At 50.4% G+C, this 20,149-nt stretch carries 13 protein-coding genes and 5 pseudogenes; 8 read left to right on the top strand and 10 right to left on the bottom strand.

What is annotated here, in order from left to right; translation table 11 throughout:
- Nucleotides 1–5: 5 nt before the first annotated feature.
- The 3 genes and pseudogenes from GT019_RS28750 to GT019_RS32165 all read right to left on the bottom strand — a co-directional run.
- Nucleotides 6–563: a hemerythrin domain-containing protein gene (locus GT019_RS28750; protein ID WP_161746893.1), complete on the bottom strand. Its 558-nt coding sequence runs from the start codon at nt 561–563 to the stop codon at nt 6–8.
- Between the two features lie 27 nt (nt 564–590).
- Nucleotides 591–1,127 (bottom strand): DoxX family protein, encoded by a 537-nt coding sequence (locus tag GT019_RS28745; protein ID WP_161746892.1) that lies wholly within the window; start codon nt 1,125–1,127, stop codon nt 591–593.
- Nucleotides 1,128–1,382: 255 nt separating this feature from the next.
- A pseudogene (locus tag GT019_RS32165) lies at nt 1,383–1,700 on the bottom strand (cytochrome ubiquinol oxidase subunit I); the annotation flags it as partial.
- A 54-nt stretch (nt 1,701–1,754) separates the two neighbouring features.
- Between GT019_RS32165 and GT019_RS32160 the strand changes: the two are divergent.
- Both GT019_RS32160 and GT019_RS28735 read left to right on the top strand, forming a co-directional pair.
- Nucleotides 1,755–2,196 (top strand): annotated as a pseudogene (locus GT019_RS32160) (bifunctional acetaldehyde-CoA/alcohol dehydrogenase); the annotation flags it as partial.
- Nucleotides 2,197–2,359: 163 nt separating this feature from the next.
- On the top strand, nt 2,360–2,638 hold the full coding sequence (locus tag GT019_RS28735) for a hypothetical protein (protein ID WP_161746891.1): 279 nt from the start codon (nt 2,360–2,362) through the stop codon (nt 2,636–2,638).
- Nucleotides 2,639–3,494: 856 nt separating this feature from the next.
- On the opposite strand, the gene GT019_RS28730 is transcribed toward GT019_RS28735, so the two are convergent.
- Entirely contained in the window at nt 3,495–5,048 is a 1,554-nt protein-coding gene (locus GT019_RS28730; RefSeq protein ID WP_161746890.1) for a sensor histidine kinase, read from the bottom strand.
- Between the two features lie 68 nt (nt 5,049–5,116).
- Nucleotides 5,117–5,779, bottom strand: a complete 663-nt coding sequence (locus tag GT019_RS28725; RefSeq protein ID WP_201755639.1) for a response regulator transcription factor — start codon at nt 5,777–5,779, stop codon at nt 5,117–5,119.
- 156 nt (nt 5,780–5,935) lie between these two features.
- Between GT019_RS28725 and GT019_RS28720 the strand changes: the two genes are divergently transcribed.
- The 5 genes from GT019_RS28720 (at nt 5,936) to GT019_RS28700 (ending at nt 11,794) form a co-directional block, all read left to right on the top strand.
- Complete coding sequence (locus tag GT019_RS28720; RefSeq protein WP_161746888.1) at nt 5,936–6,817, top strand: carbohydrate ABC transporter permease; 882 nt, start codon at nt 5,936–5,938, stop codon at nt 6,815–6,817.
- A 14-nt stretch (nt 6,818–6,831) separates the two neighbouring features.
- Complete coding sequence (locus tag GT019_RS28715) at nt 6,832–7,689, top strand: carbohydrate ABC transporter permease (RefSeq protein ID WP_161746887.1); 858 nt, start codon at nt 6,832–6,834, stop codon at nt 7,687–7,689.
- A gap of 22 nt (nt 7,690–7,711) precedes the next feature.
- Complete coding sequence (locus GT019_RS28710; RefSeq protein ID WP_161746886.1) at nt 7,712–8,830, top strand: efflux RND transporter periplasmic adaptor subunit; 1,119 nt, start codon at nt 7,712–7,714, stop codon at nt 8,828–8,830.
- Between the two features lie 29 nt (nt 8,831–8,859).
- Nucleotides 8,860–10,338: an ABC transporter substrate-binding protein gene (locus GT019_RS28705; RefSeq protein WP_161746885.1), complete on the top strand. Its 1,479-nt coding sequence runs from the start codon at nt 8,860–8,862 to the stop codon at nt 10,336–10,338.
- 712 nt (nt 10,339–11,050) lie between these two features.
- Nucleotides 11,051–11,794: an SDR family oxidoreductase gene (locus tag GT019_RS28700; RefSeq protein ID WP_161746884.1), complete on the top strand. Its 744-nt coding sequence runs from the start codon at nt 11,051–11,053 to the stop codon at nt 11,792–11,794.
- Between the two features lie 634 nt (nt 11,795–12,428).
- On the opposite strand, the gene GT019_RS28695 is transcribed toward GT019_RS28700, so the two are convergent.
- Nucleotides 12,429–12,878 carry a MerR family transcriptional regulator gene (locus tag GT019_RS28695; RefSeq protein WP_161746883.1) on the bottom strand — a complete coding sequence of 150 codons (450 nt, stop codon included), beginning with the start codon at nt 12,876–12,878 and terminating at the stop codon, nt 12,429–12,431.
- Nucleotides 12,879–13,053: 175 nt separating this feature from the next.
- On the opposite strand from GT019_RS28695, the gene GT019_RS28690 reads away from it, so the two are divergent.
- Complete coding sequence (locus tag GT019_RS28690) at nt 13,054–13,905, top strand: aldo/keto reductase (protein WP_161746882.1); 852 nt, start codon at nt 13,054–13,056, stop codon at nt 13,903–13,905.
- A gap of 170 nt (nt 13,906–14,075) precedes the next feature.
- Here the strand turns inward: GT019_RS28690 and GT019_RS32740 are convergent.
- The 4 genes and pseudogenes from GT019_RS32740 to GT019_RS28675 all read right to left on the bottom strand — a co-directional run.
- Nucleotides 14,076–14,180: pseudogene (locus GT019_RS32740) on the bottom strand (cupin domain-containing protein); the annotation flags it as partial.
- A 54-nt stretch (nt 14,181–14,234) separates the two neighbouring features.
- Nucleotides 14,235–18,032: an S-layer homology domain-containing protein gene (locus GT019_RS28685; protein WP_161746881.1), complete on the bottom strand. Its 3,798-nt coding sequence runs from the start codon at nt 18,030–18,032 to the stop codon at nt 14,235–14,237.
- A gap of 645 nt (nt 18,033–18,677) precedes the next feature.
- Nucleotides 18,678–19,109 (bottom strand): annotated as a pseudogene (locus GT019_RS28680) (NADPH-dependent F420 reductase); the annotation flags it as partial.
- Nucleotides 19,110–19,555: 446 nt separating this feature from the next.
- A pseudogene (locus GT019_RS28675) lies at nt 19,556–19,729 on the bottom strand (diaminobutyrate--2-oxoglutarate transaminase); the annotation flags it as partial.
- Nucleotides 19,730–20,149 lie beyond the last annotated feature (420 nt).

The following is a 20,149-nucleotide window of genomic DNA, read 5'->3' as shown; positions in this document are numbered from 1 at the left end:
TGCTCTCATCCGCCTTCCTTCGCGCTTGAAATGCTGACGTCTTTTGTTTGCAGCTTTTGTGCCGCTTGCTGTAGAACGAGCTGCTTCTCGATCTTGAAATACTCCGTTAACAAGATCAGCCCTTCCCGCAAGAGTGATATCGTTCGATTCAGTTCTTTCTTTGTCAACTGATCGCTTCCGGGTTCCGACACATCGAGAAACAGCTTCAAATACGAGCGTGCGGAGCAAAAATATTGTTCCATGAGCAGGGAAGAAAAGCGGAATGACGGTACGACCTCTTCCTCCGTGAAGCATGCAGCCAGACTTGGGAACAGTTTCTCGTTTTCGTTGGCGACATGCCGCTCCATCATCTTGACGAATTCACGGACACGCTCCCGCAGTGAGTGAATCAACACCTTCCGTTCCTCATCGTGGAAGCCGTTATTACCGTCCGCTTCGGATACTTTTATATAATACTGATTGAACTGCTGCGCCAGCTCAAAGTGCTCAGCCTGTAAAGTTTCAAGCAACTGCAGCATAATCGGCTTTGGGTCCACACTTGTCACGATTTCATCCGGTCCCATGTTCCTCACGTCTCCCTTCCCTCTTCATTACATAGGTATTTTTTTGAATTTCTTCTTGATTTGAACGTGTTTTAGACGATTAACAGCTTGGCGGGTAACCGGCAGCAAATAGTGATCCGCTCCGACACGCCCTGCATTGGCCCCCGCTATGAGAAGGATGACGCCAAGCAGCACGAGCCAAGGGTTCATCGAGACCGTACCTGCGAACATAAACATGAAATTCATCAGCAGACCGAAGAATGCAGCGGCTGTTGTCAAACCGCCGACAATAAGCCCGAGGCCAACCAGAAACTCTCCCCATGGCACAAGGACGTTGAACTGCCCGACATGCGGCAGCGCAATATGGGAGAGAAACCATACGAAGTTGGGATATATGTTCTCATGAGTTCCCATATCGACTACAGGCTTGCTAATCGCCCCCTGAATGAAACCCGCCGCATCGAATGCCTTATCTCCCGTGAGCTTATGCCAGCCGGCTGTCATCCACTCCCAACCTACGTATACTCTCAGTAAGGTAAGCAGAATGGCTGCGTAACGGTTCCCTCTAAGCCAATTCATAATCATTTCGACCAGCTCCTTAAGTTCTATTTGTTTTTATCATATCGGCAATGGAAGCGGTCTGTTATCGGGATTACTACTGATTTGGTGAGGCCGATTTCCTGATCTTTGGTCTAAGGAATTCGAAGAATGCCGGAGAGATGTTCTTATTCCAAGGTAGGGATGTTCCCGCCGGAAGATCAGGAAATCCCCCGATAAACAAAGAGGCGGGCAGAAAGAGGATGAGGGTATGAATTTTCTGATAGGGGGCATGTCCTTGAGCACGACATGCGGAAACTCCACTCTAGGCTGCGGATTCGTCATCAGCGCCCAAATGCTGGTCATTTCAGCCCTCCGTTGCGCACGGTAACGCCAAGCGGCTCTTGCATGAAGGAATTCACAAGCAATATCCAATACGCCGATATCGTCGTTCCTATCGCTACAAGCCAGATGCACGCAAAATGGATTTTTTTCGGAAGCCTCTCCCAACCGAATATCCATAAGCCGAGATATGTGGATTCCAGGAGAAAGCGACCAGCGCTTCAACGCGAGAGGCACCCCGAATGCATCGCCTACAAACCTTGAATAATCAGACCAGTTGGGCGACGACGCCAACTGCACAATTCAGCAAGAGAGGCGGTATACAGTCTGGTTATCAATCCCGAGAAGTGCGCGGTAAGCGCGGTAATCGTCGAGCAGCCCGCGACCAAAATCGCTGCAATTGCCGGCAGCGAAGTTCCATCGAATACAAAGATACTGGTAGCGGAGCTTAGCGGCGTAGTCGAACCGTTCCCGCTTTCAGCCGAGAAGCTGAGTCCGGTGTTGGCCTGCTACACGGTGAAAGCAGGGCGTCGAGCGGGCGATTGAAATCGTCAAATTCGGCGGCATGGACCATTCTTCGGTTATCCACTCGAACGATCCAGACATTATTCAAGATTTCTCCAACCGTCTGCAGACCGGCCGCGTCATCGTCAATTCCCATCGACCCATGGCGCGATCGGCGATATTTACAACACGAACCAGCCGTCGTTAACGCGCTCGGCTGCGCTCGTACGGCCATAACTCCACGACCTCCAACGTCAGTGCGATGAACCTTAGGCGATAAAAGTCACTGCTTGCGCCAATTTTCGCACTTACAAGGGCTTAAAATAGGGATTTTGCACTTCAAAGATCAGCGAACTCCCCGATAACCAATTTGAACGTAGACACATTAATATGAACATACAGAGCATCACACGAGAGAAGGAGTGAACGTTACCATGATAAAAGAAAAGTTCATCCATTTTAAAGTTATTCACCGAGACAAAACTTCTTTGCTGAGAGGAATCGTCTTTCTGGAAGAAAACCAAATGCCGACTTTGCATGATGTTGAAGTATGCCTGAAAGAATGCGGTCATGAAACTATACTCATCGACAGAGAACATCTGATTTTTAAAGCTTTTCGATCAGGAGAAGCATATTTGATCCACGTTTTGAAGGACGAGAAAGGCAATTTAGACGATATAAGTATTGAACATCATGCCAAAGACTTGATTTAGAATTAGAATCAGTCTGCAAATATAACAAAACAGGTCAATCATGGTCATAGATTGTTCGAGCATAATTAACCTGTTCCAATTATACCGATTAGACGGCGATTCCGGGCAGGCATCGGCTGTAGTGCCGGCGTATGCGGCAGCTCTTCGTCTTTATCATCTTCCCGGAAGCAATTATCACGCTTTCATACAAGCCTCAGATGGCTCATAAAGTTAACCTTTGTCTATCGAGCTTGCGATCTCAAACCGTTTCCATGCAGTAATAACCTTTATTTACCACAGGCTCCTAACATTGCTGCCTGTTGAACAAAGTCGGCCGATTTAAACAAAGTTACTTTTGTATTCAGTTTGTGACTGTTTTTCGCATCTCTTTGTTCAAACAGTAACATGTAACGTCAGCCGAATGTTGGGATATAAAAATGTATTGTATCATGTTAATTAGACCAATAATCTGTATCTTTTAGCAGCTGCATTGAAGGTATCTTCTTAGCGTACATTATTGGAAACAATACAATTTCTTGTCTTTTGGAAAGGACATGACAAGAACTTGATAACATAAATGACAAGAACTTGATATCATTCCCCTCGCTGCTGCATGCCTCGCTGGCTTACCGAACTATTCATTATTGTCTCAAACATACAAAAAACCATCTGCAACGACGTTGGTTTTTTGTATGTTTGGTTTTTTTGTATGTTTGGAGCTATCGGACTTATAGCTTATATTGTAAATTTAGACACATATCGATCAACGTATTCGATCGAAGGCTTTTCAAGTACCGCCTTCCATGAAGCCGACCCTTAAGAAGGTTTCAATTTCTTGTCTTTTGAGAAGGACAAAAAGTTGTATATAATAACCACGCTAAAGCGCCCGAATCAGCGTGAAAAAAAACCGTACGCCGCCCTTTTCGTTGCGTACGCCGTATTCACTACCGTGGAGCAGCAAAATTTGTTTGACGATGGACAAACCGAGACCCGAGCCTTGGGGAAAGTCAGCCCGACCCGGCTTCCCCTCTCCTCCCCCATGCTCCGCTTTATAAAAAGGGGACCAGATGCCATCCAGCAGCGCCTCCGGAATCGGTCGTCCCTCGTTCCACACGCTTACCTCCACGCGGTTCACCGTTGCGTCCCGCATCGCAACCCGGATCCGCCCGCCGGGGGCTGTGTGGCGTGCCGCATTATTCAGCATATTGTCTATCACCTGGCTAATTCGCAGTTTGTCGGCATTGACGTAGACCGGCAACAGCGCAAGCTCGACTTCTATATCTGCAAGCATCGGCTCGTGCCGGTCGGCGGCGAAGCGGAGCAGCTCATCCAGGGCAAATCGCTCCGGATCCAACCGATACTGCCCGGCTTCCAGCTGCGACAGGTCGAGCATATCTCCTACCATCTCCGCCATGCGCGACGCTTCCTCGCGGATAATTCCAGCATACCGCTCGCGTTTTCTCCCTTGCTGCACATCGTCGATTAGCCCCTCTGCGTAGCCGCTGATCAGACTGAGCGGGGTCTTCAGCTCGTGCGAGACGCCGGCGACGAATTCCCGCCGGAGCCGCTCGAGACGCCGCTCCTTGTCCACATCCTCCTGTAGCTTGTCGTTGGCGGACTGAAGCTCCTCCAGCGCTGCCTTCAGGTTGACCGAGAGAAAATTGAGCGTATCCGACAAATTGCCGATCTCGTCCCTGCGCCGGATCGCGCTCCTCTGCGAAAAGTCCATCCGCGCCATCTTCAGCGCCACCTTGTTCAGCATGCGCAGCGGCCTCGTAATCATCCTCGAGTACAGTGAGACTAGCAGCAGGATAAGCGCGATTGCAATCGCGTACAGGTACAGATAAAAGCTGCGAAACACCGCCGTCGCATCTCCGACCGGTTGCAGCGAGGAGACGGCGATCATGAATCTGCCTTCGCCCTCAGCGGCTCCAAGCGGAGCGACGGCGACAAGCTGCTTCGAGCTTCCTGCTTCAGCACTGGCCGGGTTCGTCCGCAGAAAATACGGCTTGCCGTCCTTCATCACGGCATTAAATCCGGCTGTATCGTGCATCCAGGTTGACAACGCGTGAGTCAGATTTGCCAGCTCGGGGTTTGGTATGGCTGTGTACAGCAACTTGTCCGGCAGCGTCGCACCCCCGCCCTGTCCGGACTTCGGCATCACGTTAATCATTTTACGCACGACATTGTCGCGGCCGTCATCGATGCTTCCCTTGCCGAGACTCAGCATCAACCGTCCGCCTTGAATCGAACCAATCGCCGCAAGGGCGTAATATTTGCTCTCGAATGGGGCGAACGAATCCGGAATTTGCATCGAAGCCGGAGACGTATTGCGCAGGCTCTCCGAAAGCTCCAGAAACCGGCGGTGGAAAGCAGCGCTTTTCTGATAGTCGTAATACCGCTCGAAGAAGAAGAGCTGCAGCAGCATCATGACCGTGATCAATCCGATCAGCGCAAGGCTGGAGACGGCGAACAGTTTGAAGGAGATACTTCTCATCCTCATAGCTTCACCCGGAAGACGTAGCCGTTGCCGCGGACTGTGGCGATATGCGCCGCATAGCGGTGCATTTTTTGGCGCAGCCGCTTGATATGGGTATCTACCGTGCGTCCGTCGCCGTCATACTCGATCCCCCATACCTGATCGAGAATGGCGTCTCGGGAGAGGACAATGTTCCGGTTCTTGACCAGATGGAGCAGCAGCTCGAATTCCTTCGGCGTCAGGCTAACAGGCTCATTGTCCACATACATCTCGCAGGCGCGCTCGCGAATTTCGAGTCCTTCCAGCCGGAAGCCCGGCTCCTCCCCCGCGCCCGCGCCGGCTCGCTTCAGTAGCGCCCTTACCTTGGCAATCAGTACTTTGGCACTGAACGGTTTCGTGACGTAGTCGTCGGCGCCGAGCTCGTAACCGTATAGCTTATCCATCTCCTCTGACCTGGCCGTCAGCATGACAATCACTGCGTTCGAGCGTTTTCGAATTTCCCTGCAGACAGCGTAACCGTCCAGAAACGGCATCATGATGTCGAGAATAACCGCATCAGCCGGGGTTTGCGCGAACCGCTCCAGCGCCTCGCTGCCGTTCCTCGCCTCCGCCACCTCGAACCCTTCCTCTGACAAATAATCGTAAAGCAGCTCCCGCAAACGGGCTTCATCTTCGACAATCATGACGCGTGTCAACACAACCGCCTCCCGGTCCCATTTCCTGATAAAAATTCATGTTCTTTATTTAAGCAGAAAAACGACGGTTTGTCACATGACCGTCACATTGCGCCTTTACCCTAACGGTACAGGTCAATTGACCGGTTAGAAAGGAGAGTCAATATGCTATTACTAAGGCTGCGGCGCTTGAGACGCTCGGACGGCGCTGCCGCAGCCGTGTTTTTGGCTCCGAGCGTGATTGGATTTTCGGTCTTTTTTCTCATTCCGTTCGCGGCCGGAATGTACTATTCGCTGGTCGACAGCCCGGTGAACGGCCATTTCGCCGGCCTTGCCAACTACCGGGAGGTACTCGCCAGCAGCTCGTTTCGCAGGGCGGCGCGGAATACGGGCTGGTTCGTCGCTGTTGGCGTCCCCGTCCTTATGACGTTCTCGCTCGTGCTTGCGATTGTGCTGAACCGCAGGCTGCCGCTGCGCAGGTGGCTCCGCACCGCCTATGTCATGCCACTCGTCATACCGGTGGCGTCCGTGGTAATGGTGTGGCAGGTGCTCTTCGACCGCCAGGGCTGGATCAACGCCCTGATGCATGCCGCGGCAGCCGCCCCGGTCGATTGGATGCAGAGCGGCTGGGCGAGGCTCATCATTGTCGCTGCCTATGTCTGGAAGAACGCCGGCTACATGATGATTCTCTATCTCGCCGGGCTGCAGAGCATTCCGCAGGAATACTACGAGGCGGCCTCGATCGACGGAGCCGGAACGGTCCGCAAATTCCGCTCCGTCACGCTCGTCTATTTGACGCCGACGACGGTGTTCGTTCTGATGATGTCACTTATGAACGTGTTCAAGCTATTCCGCGAGACGTATCTGATCGCCGGCGATTACCCGCAGAGCGACATCTATCAGTTGCAGCATTACATGAACAATCAATTTCAAGCGCTGGATTACCAAAATCTTATAGCAGCGGCTTACGTAATGGCGGCGGCCGTCGCGCTGCTGGCGGCACTGCTGCTGCGCGCGGAGCGAAAGTTCCGCGATGCAGTTGAATGACAGGAGGTCCGCTTATGAACAATCGCGCGCTGCAGTATGGGCTTGTTGCAGCACTCTGCGCCCTCGCCTTTCTGATGCTCGTTCCGTTCATCGTCACCTTCACCAATTCGTTCATGAGCCAGACCGAGATCGCGATCGATTACGGGGCGATCGGACCGGACGCCGCTCAAGGCGTATTTGCCAATCTGAAGTGGATACCCGACCGGGTGAGCCTGGAGCAGTACAAAGCGATTCTGCTTGAACAGCCGCAATATTTGCGGATGTTCTGGAATTCGGCGGGGCTCGTCCTGCCGATCGTGCTCGGACAGGCCGCAGTATCGGCTATGGCGGCGTACGCGTTCGCCAAACTGCATTTCCCCGGGCGGGATAAGCTGTTTCTCGTTTATGTCGTGACGATGCTCATGCCGTTCCAGGTAACGCTCGTGCCGAACTATATCGCGCTCGACAAATTGGGGCTGTTGAACTGCGCCGCGGCGATCATATTGCCCGGCATCTTCTCCGCATTCGGGGTGTTCCTGTTGCGGCAGTTCTTGAGCCATGTCCCCCGGGCGTATATCGAGGCGGCTAAGATCGACGGAGCCGGGCAGGCTTTTATCTTTGCAAGGATCGTCGTTCCGTTGGCGATGCCGGGCATCGCGGCGCTGTTCATGCTCGCCTTCGTGGACAATTGGAATATGGTGGAGCAGCCGCTTCTATTTTTGCAAGACCCGCTGAAGCAGCCGCTATCGCTGTTTCTCTCGCGAATCGTCGACGGCCAGCAAGGTGTCGCCTTCTCCGCCGGAGTGCTGTATATGGCGCCAATGCTTTTCGTCTTCTTAAACGGGGAGAAGGAGCTCATCCAAGGGATCCAGCTATCGGGCATGAAGGGATAACAAAAAGAAGGAGAGAAGCCACGTGCAGGAGGTTCTGGAGGAAACGGGAACCGGCAACAAAAAAAAGAGCGTTCGCCTCGCGGCGGCGCTGTTCCTCGGCGGCATGCTGGCGCTGACATTCTTCTCCAACACGTACCAGGGGCTGACGCTGCCGAAGGTGCAGACGGATGTCCCGTCGCTGGGGGCGCTGAGGTACACCATTGAGGGAAACGGCACCTTCTCCGCTCACCGTCTGGTCCCCCTTTACGACAGGACGGGCTGGACCGTGAAAAGCGTCAACGTACTCGAAGGCGATCCGGTGAAGAAAGGCGAGACACTGGCCGAGCTCGATACGGAGCAGGCAACGGACAATTTGGCGGACGAGCGTACGCGCTACCACAAGCTCGAGCTTCAGCTGGAGCAGCTACAGCTCGAGTTGAAGCAGAACGCTATGAGCGGCGGTGAGGACGCGATCGACCAAGCGAAACTACAGATCGAGTCACTGCAGGACGACATGGCGATTCAGCAGCGGAGGATCGTTCAGCTGGAGGAGCAGATTGACACCGAATCGGCGGTAAAAGCCCCGTTCGACGGAATTATCGCCTCCATCAACGCAGTGGAAGGGTTACCTAATTCGCAGGGACAGCCAGTCGTAGTCGTCTCCGACCTATCGCAGGGCTTCGACCTGATTACGACGATTGACACAGATCTCGCAGCGCACATTCAGCTCGGCAAGACAGTGAACCTTATGCTGCAGGACGAAAAGCCGCGCAGCGTGAAGGCGACCGTAACCGAGCTGAAGGATGCCCCGGCCTCTGGAGCATCCTCCCCAGGCGGCAAGCTGATGACACTGACCGTGAAGGACGCTTCGCTGTTCGGCGGCGAGCAAGCCAGCTTCCAATGGACGGAGTCTGGCGGCGAGCGAACCATCCTCGTACCGAAGGGTGCTCTTCACGAAGATGACCTAGGGACATATATCTTCGTGCTTAAGGAAGAGAAGAAGCCGCTCGGCGATGAGTTCACCGTACAGATTGCCTATGTGACGGTTGGCGATTCGGATAGTACGAGCACCGCGATAACCGGCGGGCTGATGCCAACCGAGAAGATCGTTACGGACAGCTCCGCTCCGCTGAGCGACGGTGATCGGGTGCGAGCAGGATAATTTGCATTTTATTTTATGGAGGGTACGAGATGAATAATAAAGCGAAGTTTTCGACCATTCTGCTGCTAACGGCGGCGATGGCGCTTACGGCTTGCGGCTCTAATTCCGGAGGCGCGAACTCCGACAGCAGCGCGAATTCAGCCGGTTCCGTCCGGGGCTCGGGCGATTTCGCCGGGTCCGAAAACGGCGAGGATGCGCCAAGCCCGTCGTCAACGACAGCTTCAAGCGGCGACGGCAGGACGGTTGTCACCGTGGCCGTACCGACGAACAACCGTCTCATGCAGCAAGCGGAGCAAGCGTTCGAGCAGTCTCACCCGGATATCGATATCCGGATTGACGCTATCTCCACAGAGACGGTCGACAAACAGAATGTCATGAACGTCGTAAAGCAGCCCGGCCAAGTCAATCCAGACGTCGAGAAATATCGGACGACCGTCAACACCGCCATTATGTCCGGCAAGGCCGACGATCTGTTTACCGTCCAAGATCTGAACTACGGCGCCTATGCGGACAAGGGGCTGCTCGCCGACCTTGGACCCTATATCGATGGGGACGGGGAAATCGGCAAGGGCGACGTCAGCAAGCCGGTGCTGGACGCAATGAAGCGAGACGGGCACACTTATACACTGCCCATCAATTTTGAATTGAACCTGTTGCTCGGCAACCGGGAGGCGATCGAAGCGTCCGGCGTCAAAATCGACGACGCGGGCTGGACGTGGGACCAATTTTTCGATTCCAGCAAGCAGATCATCGACGCCGGCGGTGGGCCGCAGGCCATACTGACGGTGGGCAGCGAACTCGAGCTCTTCTCCTCCATCCTGCGCAGCAGCTACGGCAGCTACGTGGACGCCGCAGCTAGGAAAGCAAGCTTCGACTCTCCGGAATTTTCCGCCATGCTCGGTTCGATCAAGGAGATGGTCGATCAAGGGCTCATTCACACAGGGATGGACAAAGCGGCTAACGATCTGTTCAAGCGGCTAAATGTTTCTTCGCCGATGACGCTGATGCTCTTCCCGCAAATGTATTACAGCGGAAAAAGCCAGGTGTATTCCACACCCGGCGAGGGAAGCGGCGGCAGCCTGACGTTTATGCCCGATCTGATGTTCGCGATGAACGGCAAATCGGAGGTCAAGGATGCAGCGTGGCAGTTTCTGCAATTTCTGCTCTCGGACGAGGTGCAGTCGAACCCCGGCATGACGGGTATTCCCGTGCGGCAGTCCTCCCTGCGCAACATGCTGGACACCTTCGCCTCAAAGCTCGGCGGCGGCAGTGTCCAGATCCGGACCAAAGACGGTGAAAGTTCCTCATCGCAGGCGCCGACCATCACCGACGAAGACAAGAAGCTGGTCGAGGAGACGGTCGCGAGGGTCGGCACTTATGTCTATGAGGATGCGCAGGTCATGACGATCGTCGAAGATGAGGCGGACGCTTTCTTCAAGGGAGAAAAATCGGCGGAGGACGCTGCAAAGTCGATCCAGAACCGGGTCTCGACCTATCTGAACGAGTAGCCGGGACGCCTGGGCATCTGATCGCCGGCCGTCTGGAGGATAACTCCAGACGGCCGGCGAATGGCGTCAGTGTCGCAACTGATACGGCTTCACTGTTACTACCTTTTGTCACCTGACAACAGCCATTCCTTTTTTTGTCGTCGTCGTGCTCCGGCGTTCTACCTTTCGGGCGAATGCCGCAGTAGGAATGCCCTTGCCGTCTCTTGGAACTGTTCAGATTTAGGGCTCAGCCAGAAGCCAAAATGGTCCTCGCCCTCCATCCAATAGTTCTCGGCCTTCGGTATCCATGTAGCGGCGTATTCACCGTTCTCAAACGAAACGTTACCATCCAATCGGATGACAAGAACTTGATGTCATAAATGACAAGAACGTTATCTCATCCCCTTTCCTCATGGCTTTTTTGTTTTATTCAAATACATAAAAAATAACCATCCTTCTTGGCGATGGTTTATTCGCTATCCCCTCGTTTTAACGATGCATCGATCAATCTTTGTTTCGGCTGCCATTTCTCCATTGCCTCCTCCGGTAAATCAACATTGCAAGCTCAATTGTTGCATATGAAACAAACGCGCCTTCATTAGCGATTGAACGAACCGCGCTTCTCTATATAATAATATTCACAGAGGTTGAATAATCAACTGAAGTTATATATGCGGCGTGAGTTGTATAGCTGTTATCCCATACCATTTCCGATAGAAGGAGCGAGAAACGAATGGAAAACGTAAAGGCTAAAGTTATCATCATAACGGGTGCATCCAGCGGAATAGGAGAAGCTACGGCTAGACTATTAGCCAAGAACGGCGCAAAGGTTGTATTGGCGGCTAGACGAGTAGAGCGGCTGCAAGTCATCGCGAACGAAATCAAGCAAGAAGGCGGCGATGCGATATATATCGCGACGGATGTAACTTCAGCGGGGTCCATGCAGGAGCTGGCACAGTTTGCTTTGACGCATTATGGGCGAATTGATGTGCTCGTGAATAATGCCGGCGTTATGCTGAATACTCATCTGAATGAACTTAACGTTCAAGATTGGGATCAAATGATCGATGTGAATATTAAAGGCGTCCTATATGGCATCGCGGCTGTTCTACCGACCATGAGAGCACAGAAAGCAGGACATGTCATTAACCTTTCCTCGGTTGCCGGTCATCACGTAAGCCCAAGCTCAGCTGTATACAGCGCCACGAAATTCGCTGTACGGGCCATATCCGAAGGATTGCGCCAGGAGGAATCACCAGCCTCGAATATTCGGACCACAATCATTTCCCCGGGATTGACGGATACGGACCTGATCCCGACTGAGATCAGCAATCCTGAGATCAAAGCGCTGGTGGAGCAATTGAAAGGCATGGCCATCTCGCCATACAGCATTGCCCGAGCGATCGCTTATGCTGTAAATGAGCCTGCTGACGCCGCAGTCAACGAGATGATTATTAGACCGACATTGCTGCCATAATACAAATACGCTTCGGGAGGAAATATTCGAACTTTTGGGAATTACTTTTTGATATTCATATTTATAAAACGAGCTCGAGCGTTTGCGTTTTCCCGCCAATTTGCAGTAGTACTTGTACCGGGTGGAACGAGATCGTTTTGGACGGATAGGCATACGGGATCGGGATGACCGAACCGCGGAGTGTGAGCTGCTGCTCATGCCGGCATCCGCCGTTGGCGGAGGCGCCGTTCGGTCGGAAGCCCTCTGTGTAGGCCTAGCCGGCCTCAGAATGACCTGCTGTCGTCGTTTCGCTAACGGACAATTTAGCGCAACAAGTCATGGGATTTTCAACGTAAATTTATGTAGGGATGGAACGGGTCGACACTAATGGCCCTTATAACAGGCTCCGCTTGGCTGCCGGAATAATCCGCTGCATTGTATTGCAGCGTGTATGTGCACGATTGCTATGAATAAAAATATAATATTGTTTAAATATTACAAGGGTATAACCTATGGTTATGCCCTTGTCTGTTCTACTCGTATGGATAATACTGCCCATCACTTCATTGAAACAGCAGACCACTGTTGTGATCTGCTCTGTTCACTATCTCTTCGGTAATTATTCAAGGTCTTTTGATGTAGTCACGAATATCTCTCACGCCTTCCGCATAGGGGGAGAATAAAATACGTCAGCATGCATATGCTGAATTTTGTCCCAGTTACCGGGATTTGTCGTGTCTGGAGTGCGCTGCTCCAGAATGGCCTGATATAGGGCGGTTTTTTGTTCCAAGTGGTCAATGTGCCGTTTGGCTTCTTCGAGCTTAGCGAGTGCTGCTTCTTTATGTTCCATCATGAGTGCGGAGCGTTGCGGAATGGTCGAATCCCCTTCGAGACACAGATCGACATACATTTTAATGACTTCAATCGGCATTCCGGATTGCTTGAGGCATTTTACGCCATGCAGCCAGTTGATCGATTCTTCGTCGAACATCCGAATGTTGTTTGAATTGCGCTGTATGCTTGGCACCAAGCCTTTATCCGTGTAAAAGCGTACAGCGTGTTCAGTGAGCCCCGTCATCAGGGCGGCTTCTTTTACCGTATGCATGCGTAATCCTCCTTGAAAAAAAAACACTTTATAGATTGCTTGACTTCGTGTAACACGAAGGCTATAGGCTTATTCTAATGCAAATCAGCCTTAAGTGGAATCCCTGCTGCGGTGCCCAATTCCTGCAGTGCGAGGCCGTTTGCCGTTTTACATTTGAATCATGGGAGGAATTAAGATGCAAAGCGTAACTTTGAATAACGGAGTAAAAATGCCGATCATCGGCTTCGGTGTCTACCAGGTTCCTGATGCTGAAGAATGCGAGAACGCAGTATATGAAGCGCTGATGGCCGGTTACCGTCTGATCGACACCGCCGCCGGATACCTGAACGAGGAAGCGGTCGGTCGCGCGATCAAGCGCAGCGGTATTCCGCGAGAAGAGTTGTTCATCACGACCAAGCTCTGGGTTCAGGATGCCGGCTACGAGAGTGCCAAGCTGGCATTTGCCAAATCCTTGAGTAAGCTACAGCTCGACTATCTCGATCTGTACCTTATTCATCAACCATTCGGCGATTATTACGGCGCGTGGCGCGCGATGGAAGACCTGTATCGCGAAGGCATAATCAAAGCGATCGGCGTCAGCAACTTCCTACCCGACCGCTTGATGGACCTCATCGTGCATAACGAAATCGTGCCCGCCGTCAACCAGATTGAGACGCACCCGTTCTATCAGCAGATCGAGAGTGCTGCTTTTATGAAAGAGCAGGGAGTGCAACACCAGTCGTGGGCGCCGTTTGCTGAAGGACGCAGCAACCTGTTCGGCAACGAAGTGCTGACCTCGATTGCGAAAAACCACAACAAGTCCGTTGCCCAGGTCGTGCTGCGCTGGCTTGTTCAACGTGAAGTCGTTGTTATTCCAAAATCGGTGAGTAAAGAACGGATCGTCGAAAACTTCGACATTTTCGATTTTGAGTTGAGCGCAAACGATATCGAACATATTTCCGCCCTCGATACGCGGGAAAGTCTTTTCGGATCGTACCTAAATCCAGAAATCGCCAAGTTCCTGGGCACCTTGAGAGTCGATCTTTAAACCTTGATCGAACCGTAAACGCATCACGCGTTTATCCTCTGTCCTTTCTTTACTTTAACCGGCGTAACGATGTCCATACTCCAACCAATCGATAACGGTAACCTACAAAACCTCACGCACTAGGTATTGCGCCAATCTCCCGTTAGAGAGAGCTGAGCGGATTATATTCGCGTCATGACGATGACTTGGAATTGATCTCCTGTCCATAAAGCGGTACGGAACGTGTTGTTTTGTTTCGCTACAAAAAAAACGGAGCGACCTTTCCCCTTTAATACAGGGAAGGATCGCTCCGTTTGTGTTGATACACTGAGCTTTACTTCTTATTATAATTATAAATTCAAATCAAGTTCCAACGCTTTACCCAGAGTGCGGAGAATCAGAACGACTGACTCTTCGCGGGTAGCGCTGGCATTAGGAGCGAATTGTTGCGCGCCTTTGCCTTCGATGATTTGCTGTTCGGCCAATGAGTTGATCGCGTCCGCAGCCCATGTGCCTTTCACATCCGTAAATTTGCCCTCTGCGGCAGGTTTCCCGAGCTTCGTGGCTTTAGCCAGAATCGTGGCGATCTCCGCGCGGGAAACAATCTGATTCGGCTTGAACTTTCCATCGCCGTAACCGTTGATCAACCCCATTGCATGCAGGGTTTCAATTGCATCGGCAGCATAACTTGTGCTGCTTACGTCGGAGAACAAAGCTCCCTTTTTGCCGGTTACGCCAAGCGCGCGCGCCACCATTGTTGCGAATTCCGCCCGCGTCACGTTTGCTTTCGGAAGGAAGGTCCCGTCCGGGTAGCCTTTTACAAAGCCGATGCGGCTAGCTAGCGAAATGGCCGAAGCACTCCAAGACGCGGATGGTAAATCCGAATAAGTTACCGGAGCCGGATTCGCTAACGCCTTGTCAATGTTTGCTTTCACGGCATCTACGTCCACGCCGTCAACGAGGGACGGTCTACCCGTTTCAGGTGCCGGCGGTGCTGGCGTTTCAGTTGGTGTCGCAGGTGGCGTATAGGGTGGTAGCGTTGTTCCGCCGTCGTTATTCCCATCGCCGGCTACTACGACTACCGGAATGATGACAAGATCACCGTTGTAAGACGCACCGACAACGGCAGCTCCTTGATCATGAGTTTTAATCGCGCCATTCTGAATACTGGCCACTCTCGGACTCGACTCCAGCCATGAGACTTTGGATGTGATATCTTTCTCCGTACCGTCCATCAACATGGCCATAACCTTCGGCGCCACGGATTCGCCCGTCTTAGCTATGACATATCCAGGAAGCGCATAAGTCGAAACGAGCGGAGCCGAATCCGGGTCCGCAATCGGTTCACCCACGTTGACCGTGACATCCAGAGACAACCCCATATAGCTGAACGTGACAACGGCTTGGCCGGGAGCTTGCGCGAGGAAGACCCCTGAATCGTTAACGACAACTACGGAATCATCCGACGATGTCCATGTCCCTAAATCTTGTACTTCGGCCGAGGTCAAGTGACGAACGCCTTCATAAATCAATTGTACTAACGTATAATATTCAGTTTTAGCAGGGAGCGATATTTCCGTTTCGCCATAAAAAAGGGTTAAATAGCTCGGTTTAGCTACTCTGACGAATATTTGATCGTTTAGCGGAGTTTCTTGCCGAGGATCGTCATACTCGAATTTGATGTAGGCTTCGCCGGTTCCATGAGAAACAATGTTACCGTGCGAATCAACGGTTGCGACAGACGGGTCGGAGGTACTCCACCTGCCATCGTCATTCACTTCAATCGTTATATTGCTATACATAGCGAATACGGGATGCGCATTCTCCGCGGTATCCGGTTGAATAACAAGATCCGCACCGTCGATCATGATTCCTTCGAGCACGACGGACCCGGATTCAGCCTGCACCGTTACCGGAATCTCAATAGCCGGATAGTCGCCGTATCGGACAGTCGCAGTCGCTTCCCCTGTAGTAACGCCTTTCACTTTACCTTGCTTAATGGTAGCGATCGAGTTATCGGAAATGCTCCACACCGTAGGATAGAACTCCGATTCGCCGTTGCTTTCCGTAAGATCAACAATTCTTCCATCGGAGAGCGAGGCTTGCAAACGAGCAGGGTATACTCCGCTTGGCTGAACGACGATGTGCGAAGGCCGATAAAAAACTTCGATTTGGTTCTCGGATGGAGCCTCAAAGTCGCCGTTTACTCCTACCGATACTTCAACAAGAGAACTAAACTGGCCGTCTTGAACCAGAACATCCGTCGTTCCTTTACCTACGGGCGTCAATACGCCGTTGCGAACCGTAACAATGTTCCGGTTCAAAGAGGTCCACACGCTCGCCGAGGTCGCATTTTCTGAAGTACCGTCGTCATATCTGGCTTGGGATGTCATTCCATAACCTTTGGAACCCAGGTCGAGCGTAACTTTCGCTTGGCTCGGCGCAAGACCGATCATTTGTTTGAAGGTATCTGCTCCGGATGAAGAAGACGTCGTTTCCGGGAGGACTTCGATCGTCAGGTGCTTCGTCATCGATAAACCCGAAACGGTAATTGTAGCCTTCCCTTTTTTGACCGCAGTAAGTTTTCCGTCGGAGCTCACTGTCAGAATGTCCGGATTCATCGAAGTATACAAAGCCGAGCTTCCTAAATCGAAATCCTTTGACGGATCACTTCCGTAATTGTAAATTGCTTTTACGTTTAACTGCAGAGGCGCATCGTTGACTTTCACCGTCTTCACGTCGGGCGTAACTTGAAGAGAAGTAAACGTGTGCGTTTCTACCGGAGGCGTGCCTGGAGCCGGTTTTACATAAACCGGCACGTAGACCGTCCGGTTTAGGTAAGTTGCCGAAACAAGACTTCCTCCGAACCCCGCACCCGTTGTTACGACGGCGTTGTCTTCAATGGAAACAAGAACGTTGCCGACTAACCATTCAACCTCATCCGTAACGTTCTTGGTGGAACCGTCGCTATAGATGGCTGTCACGACCATTGGAGCCGATTTCTGATCGAACTCCAACGTGTAGCTTGGTTTGCTTACATCCAAGCTTAGAAGTACCGGTTTTTGGGGATTGCTAGTTACTTTCACCGGAATGTCGTGAGTGAAGGAATCGTATGAGATCGTAACGGTCGTCTCGCCTTCGGACACTCCATAGATTGCACCGGCATCCACGGTAGCGATTTCCGGATCTTTAACCGTCCAATACGCAAACTGCGTTACATCGCCTTGCGTTCCGTTGTTAAAGGAAGCTATAGATTTAATCTCTATGCCGTCGTTAGGCATAACCTCCACGCTGGTCTCGCTTGCGGAAAGACCTACGGTTTCGACAACATCGACCAGAACCGTGTAAGTAAGATCTTCATATTTGAAATGAATATAGGTTTGACCAAGCTTGTTGGCCTGGATCAGTCCGTCTTCCGTAACGGATGCAATGCTCGGATCCAGCGACAGCCATGTTCCTTTGGTCGTTACATCGTTCCTGATCAGGCTGATATTCTCCCGCACCGCCGTCATCGGTAGAATATCGCCTACCTTCAACCTTGCTTTCTCCGTGGACAAGAGAATATCAAGCGTCTCATCCGGCAGCGGTTTCGGGTTAACGGTCACGAAGAACGAAGCTGCAGGCCCGTTGTTGTATGTAGCCGAAATAACGGAAACGCCGGCTGCTCCAGCATGCACGATTGCAGGTCCGTCTTCATTGCCCGCTGGCGTTATCGAGACAACGGAATCGTCTTGAGTCACCCATGTGGCAAATTGGGTCACATCCTGCATGGAGCCATCGCTATATAACTGTTTCAGATGAACCTCTTGGTCATCGCCCTCCGTCAGAGAACTATTGACCGGCGTGTCCAACATCAAAGAAACAGGTTCAGCATCCGGGGCTAACCTAACGGCATTCGTTGAATCGGTCGCGGAATCGGATGGAATTTCGGCGTCGCCAGGAACTTCTATTGGATTAGCTTCCATAGGAGAAACCGAAAGATCTAACGGTAAATCCTGGGTTGGAGCACCTGCTACTGAATCCGCTGAATTAATAGCTAAAATAGCACCTGATTCCGAAGCGAATACCGATGAACTGAAGGACGATAATACAATTGTGCCGGCTAGAAAAGCAGTCATAATTCCTCTGGTACAATTATTCAATTTCACGTGTGTATACCTCCTATGATGTTTGTAAAAAAATGCGGAGCCCGTCGTATTTTATGGATTCTTCTAGCAGCGGCATACACTTATGAAATTCCGGTACATCTTTCCTGCTTTGATTTGTTTTCTTTTGTTTGCTCCTTTTTGATGTGATTTACGCAGCGAAACTTACTAACCGTAAGGTAAGTTTATGCAACTACTTGAGTATAGCTACCTCTATATTCCATGTCAATATTTCTAACATTAACGAATATTAAATATTCGATTTTAGGAACTCGCGACAATGTCTCCTGATTTGTGTCGTCTGAGCGCAATGTCCCCCGCATTTGTGTGTTTCACCACGACACAACATTCGGGACATAAAAACAAAAAAGCTTGATCTCTCAAGCTTTGATGTGATTATTTATAACATATTAAGTTACCTTTTTCATACGAATGCGGGTTTACCTTTAGATCTGCAGCCAAGAAAAAATCGAAGTAATCCGAAAGAATAAAGTCCGCCGATTGGCGGCTTTGTTACCGCTAAAAAAGTCGTATACAGATCGTAAGAACGCCTCCTTGATGTGTTGTCGACAAACCTATCATAACGAGGCGCTCCATTTTTTAAAGCTCAATTTTATGTTCTGCAGGAATGTTTAGTTGAAATGATTATCAATATAACTGATATTCTCTATTCAGATTCACAAGGTCTTGATGCGAAATCCCTTTAGTAAATGCTGGCAGCTGCTCTAACACTTTATCCCGTTGGAACCGGGCTTTTTCTTTATTTGCTCTTTTCAATGCAGCGGTTAGCTCCTCTTTGGTAAGTTCTGTGCAGTAGCCGGGGGTTCCTGGCTGTTGCCTCCATGATTCACCTAAAGATCCGCCGTCTACTGGGTCAAAGCCTACCTCATTAACGACGTTCATGATGATTTGTTTATGCGACTGGTTATCACCAGCAATCGCTATGGCAAGACGTTCACTGGTTCCTTCCGGAGTTCCTTTATATTCCAATGTATAGGCTAATAAATTGTTAAAGGCTTTTATAATCGGTCTACCTAATTGCTGTGATACCCTTTCCATACCGTTCTTAATTTCTTCTATATTTTTTTTTGTTGTGTGGTGTCAGAATTAGTGAGAGATATACCGGTGCAAACCTTGATTTTATAAGGGGAGTTTTCATAATTATTGCGAGCCCTGTTTGCCGTAAACTGAACAGATCAATGCAATTTTCAAAATTTATGATAAAAACCGTAGATATAAAAAATGAATAATTATACACAACTATACACCGCTGCACTAATAAAAATGCTTAAGTAATGGTGGGAAACACCACTGCTTAAGCACTCATAAGCCATTTTTATTTAATGTGAAATAATACTTTCTCAGACTCGTTTTTATTGAATAGATACCTTCTACACCCATCTATTGTTGGACCAGAAATAGGGACAATTCCATTTTGCATTAGCAAGAAAGGAATTTTTCGAGCAGGTATCCCAAGTTCCTTTGATATAGTTTTTTCACAAAGATATTTCTGTTTGAAAAATTCGTTTTAAATAAGGGTGGTTGTGCCCATAATTCAACGCGCCCGCGCCTGAAAAAAAATCGATAAATTGTTTTCCATTCTCCGTTACCATTACCGATCCCTTGGCATGAAGAAAAACATCGGTGAATTTTCGGCAGTAAGATCTGACATTCGATTCATGTTGCGCAAATATGTCCATGATAGCTATCCTCCAAGTTTAGGTAAAATTGATATTATCCACGATATAGCATGATGAGAATCATTACATTTATCATAAACCACCATAATTTCCCCTTCATTAATCCGGATTACAAATTCCCAAGCTTTACACAAACAACAAATAATTACATATTATTAATAAGTGCACAACGAGAAGTACTACTAATCAATACAATATATTTCGCAATACCTTAGATGTAATGGAACCACGGATCAAGTTTTTGACGGATTCAGCTTAAAATACAAAAGGCTCCACACGCTCGTGGAGTCCTCAACTTTTTACACGTTATTTTGACTTTCGATATTAACAATATCCTTTAGATACACTTATTAGCCAATAGCTTCGTCTATCGTCCAAAAACCACTACATAAGTAGACCAAAGTTCTCATGACTCAAATC

This window comes from Paenibacillus glycinis (assembly GCF_009909185.1).
Classification (GTDB): domain Bacteria; phylum Bacillota; class Bacilli; order Paenibacillales; family Paenibacillaceae; genus Paenibacillus_Z; species Paenibacillus_Z glycinis.
Note: the sequence above shows the minus strand (reverse complement) of the source record. Positions and strands in the feature narration are given on the sequence as shown.

What these genes read in the sequence shown, in the direction of transcription:
- GT019_RS28705 (WP_161746885.1), top strand. Translation starts at nt 8,860, where the DNA reads ATGAATAATAAAGCGAAGTTTTCGACCATTCTGCTGCTAACGGCGGCG.
- GT019_RS28720 (WP_161746888.1), top strand. Translation starts at nt 5,936, where the DNA reads ATGCTATTACTAAGGCTGCGGCGCTTGAGACGCTCGGACGGCGCTGCC.
- GT019_RS28730 (WP_161746890.1), bottom strand. Translation starts at nt 5,048, where the DNA reads ATGATGCTGCTGCAGCTCTTCTTCTTCGAGCGGTATTACGACTATCAG.
- GT019_RS28735 (WP_161746891.1), top strand. Translation starts at nt 2,360, where the DNA reads ATGATAAAAGAAAAGTTCATCCATTTTAAAGTTATTCACCGAGACAAA.
- GT019_RS28745 (WP_161746892.1), bottom strand. Translation starts at nt 1,127, where the DNA reads ATGATTATGAATTGGCTTAGAGGGAACCGTTACGCAGCCATTCTGCTT.
- GT019_RS28695 (WP_161746883.1), bottom strand. Translation starts at nt 12,878, where the DNA reads ATGCATACGGTAAAAGAAGCCGCCCTGATGACGGGGCTCACTGAACAC.
- GT019_RS28690 (WP_161746882.1), top strand. Translation starts at nt 13,054, where the DNA reads ATGCAAAGCGTAACTTTGAATAACGGAGTAAAAATGCCGATCATCGGC.
- GT019_RS28700 (WP_161746884.1), top strand. Translation starts at nt 11,051, where the DNA reads ATGGAAAACGTAAAGGCTAAAGTTATCATCATAACGGGTGCATCCAGC.
- GT019_RS28715 (WP_161746887.1), top strand. Translation starts at nt 6,832, where the DNA reads ATGAACAATCGCGCGCTGCAGTATGGGCTTGTTGCAGCACTCTGCGCC.
- GT019_RS28725 (WP_201755639.1), bottom strand. Translation starts at nt 5,779, where the DNA reads ATGATTGTCGAAGATGAAGCCCGTTTGCGGGAGCTGCTTTACGATTAT.
- GT019_RS28750 (WP_161746893.1), bottom strand. Translation starts at nt 563, where the DNA reads ATGGGACCGGATGAAATCGTGACAAGTGTGGACCCAAAGCCGATTATG.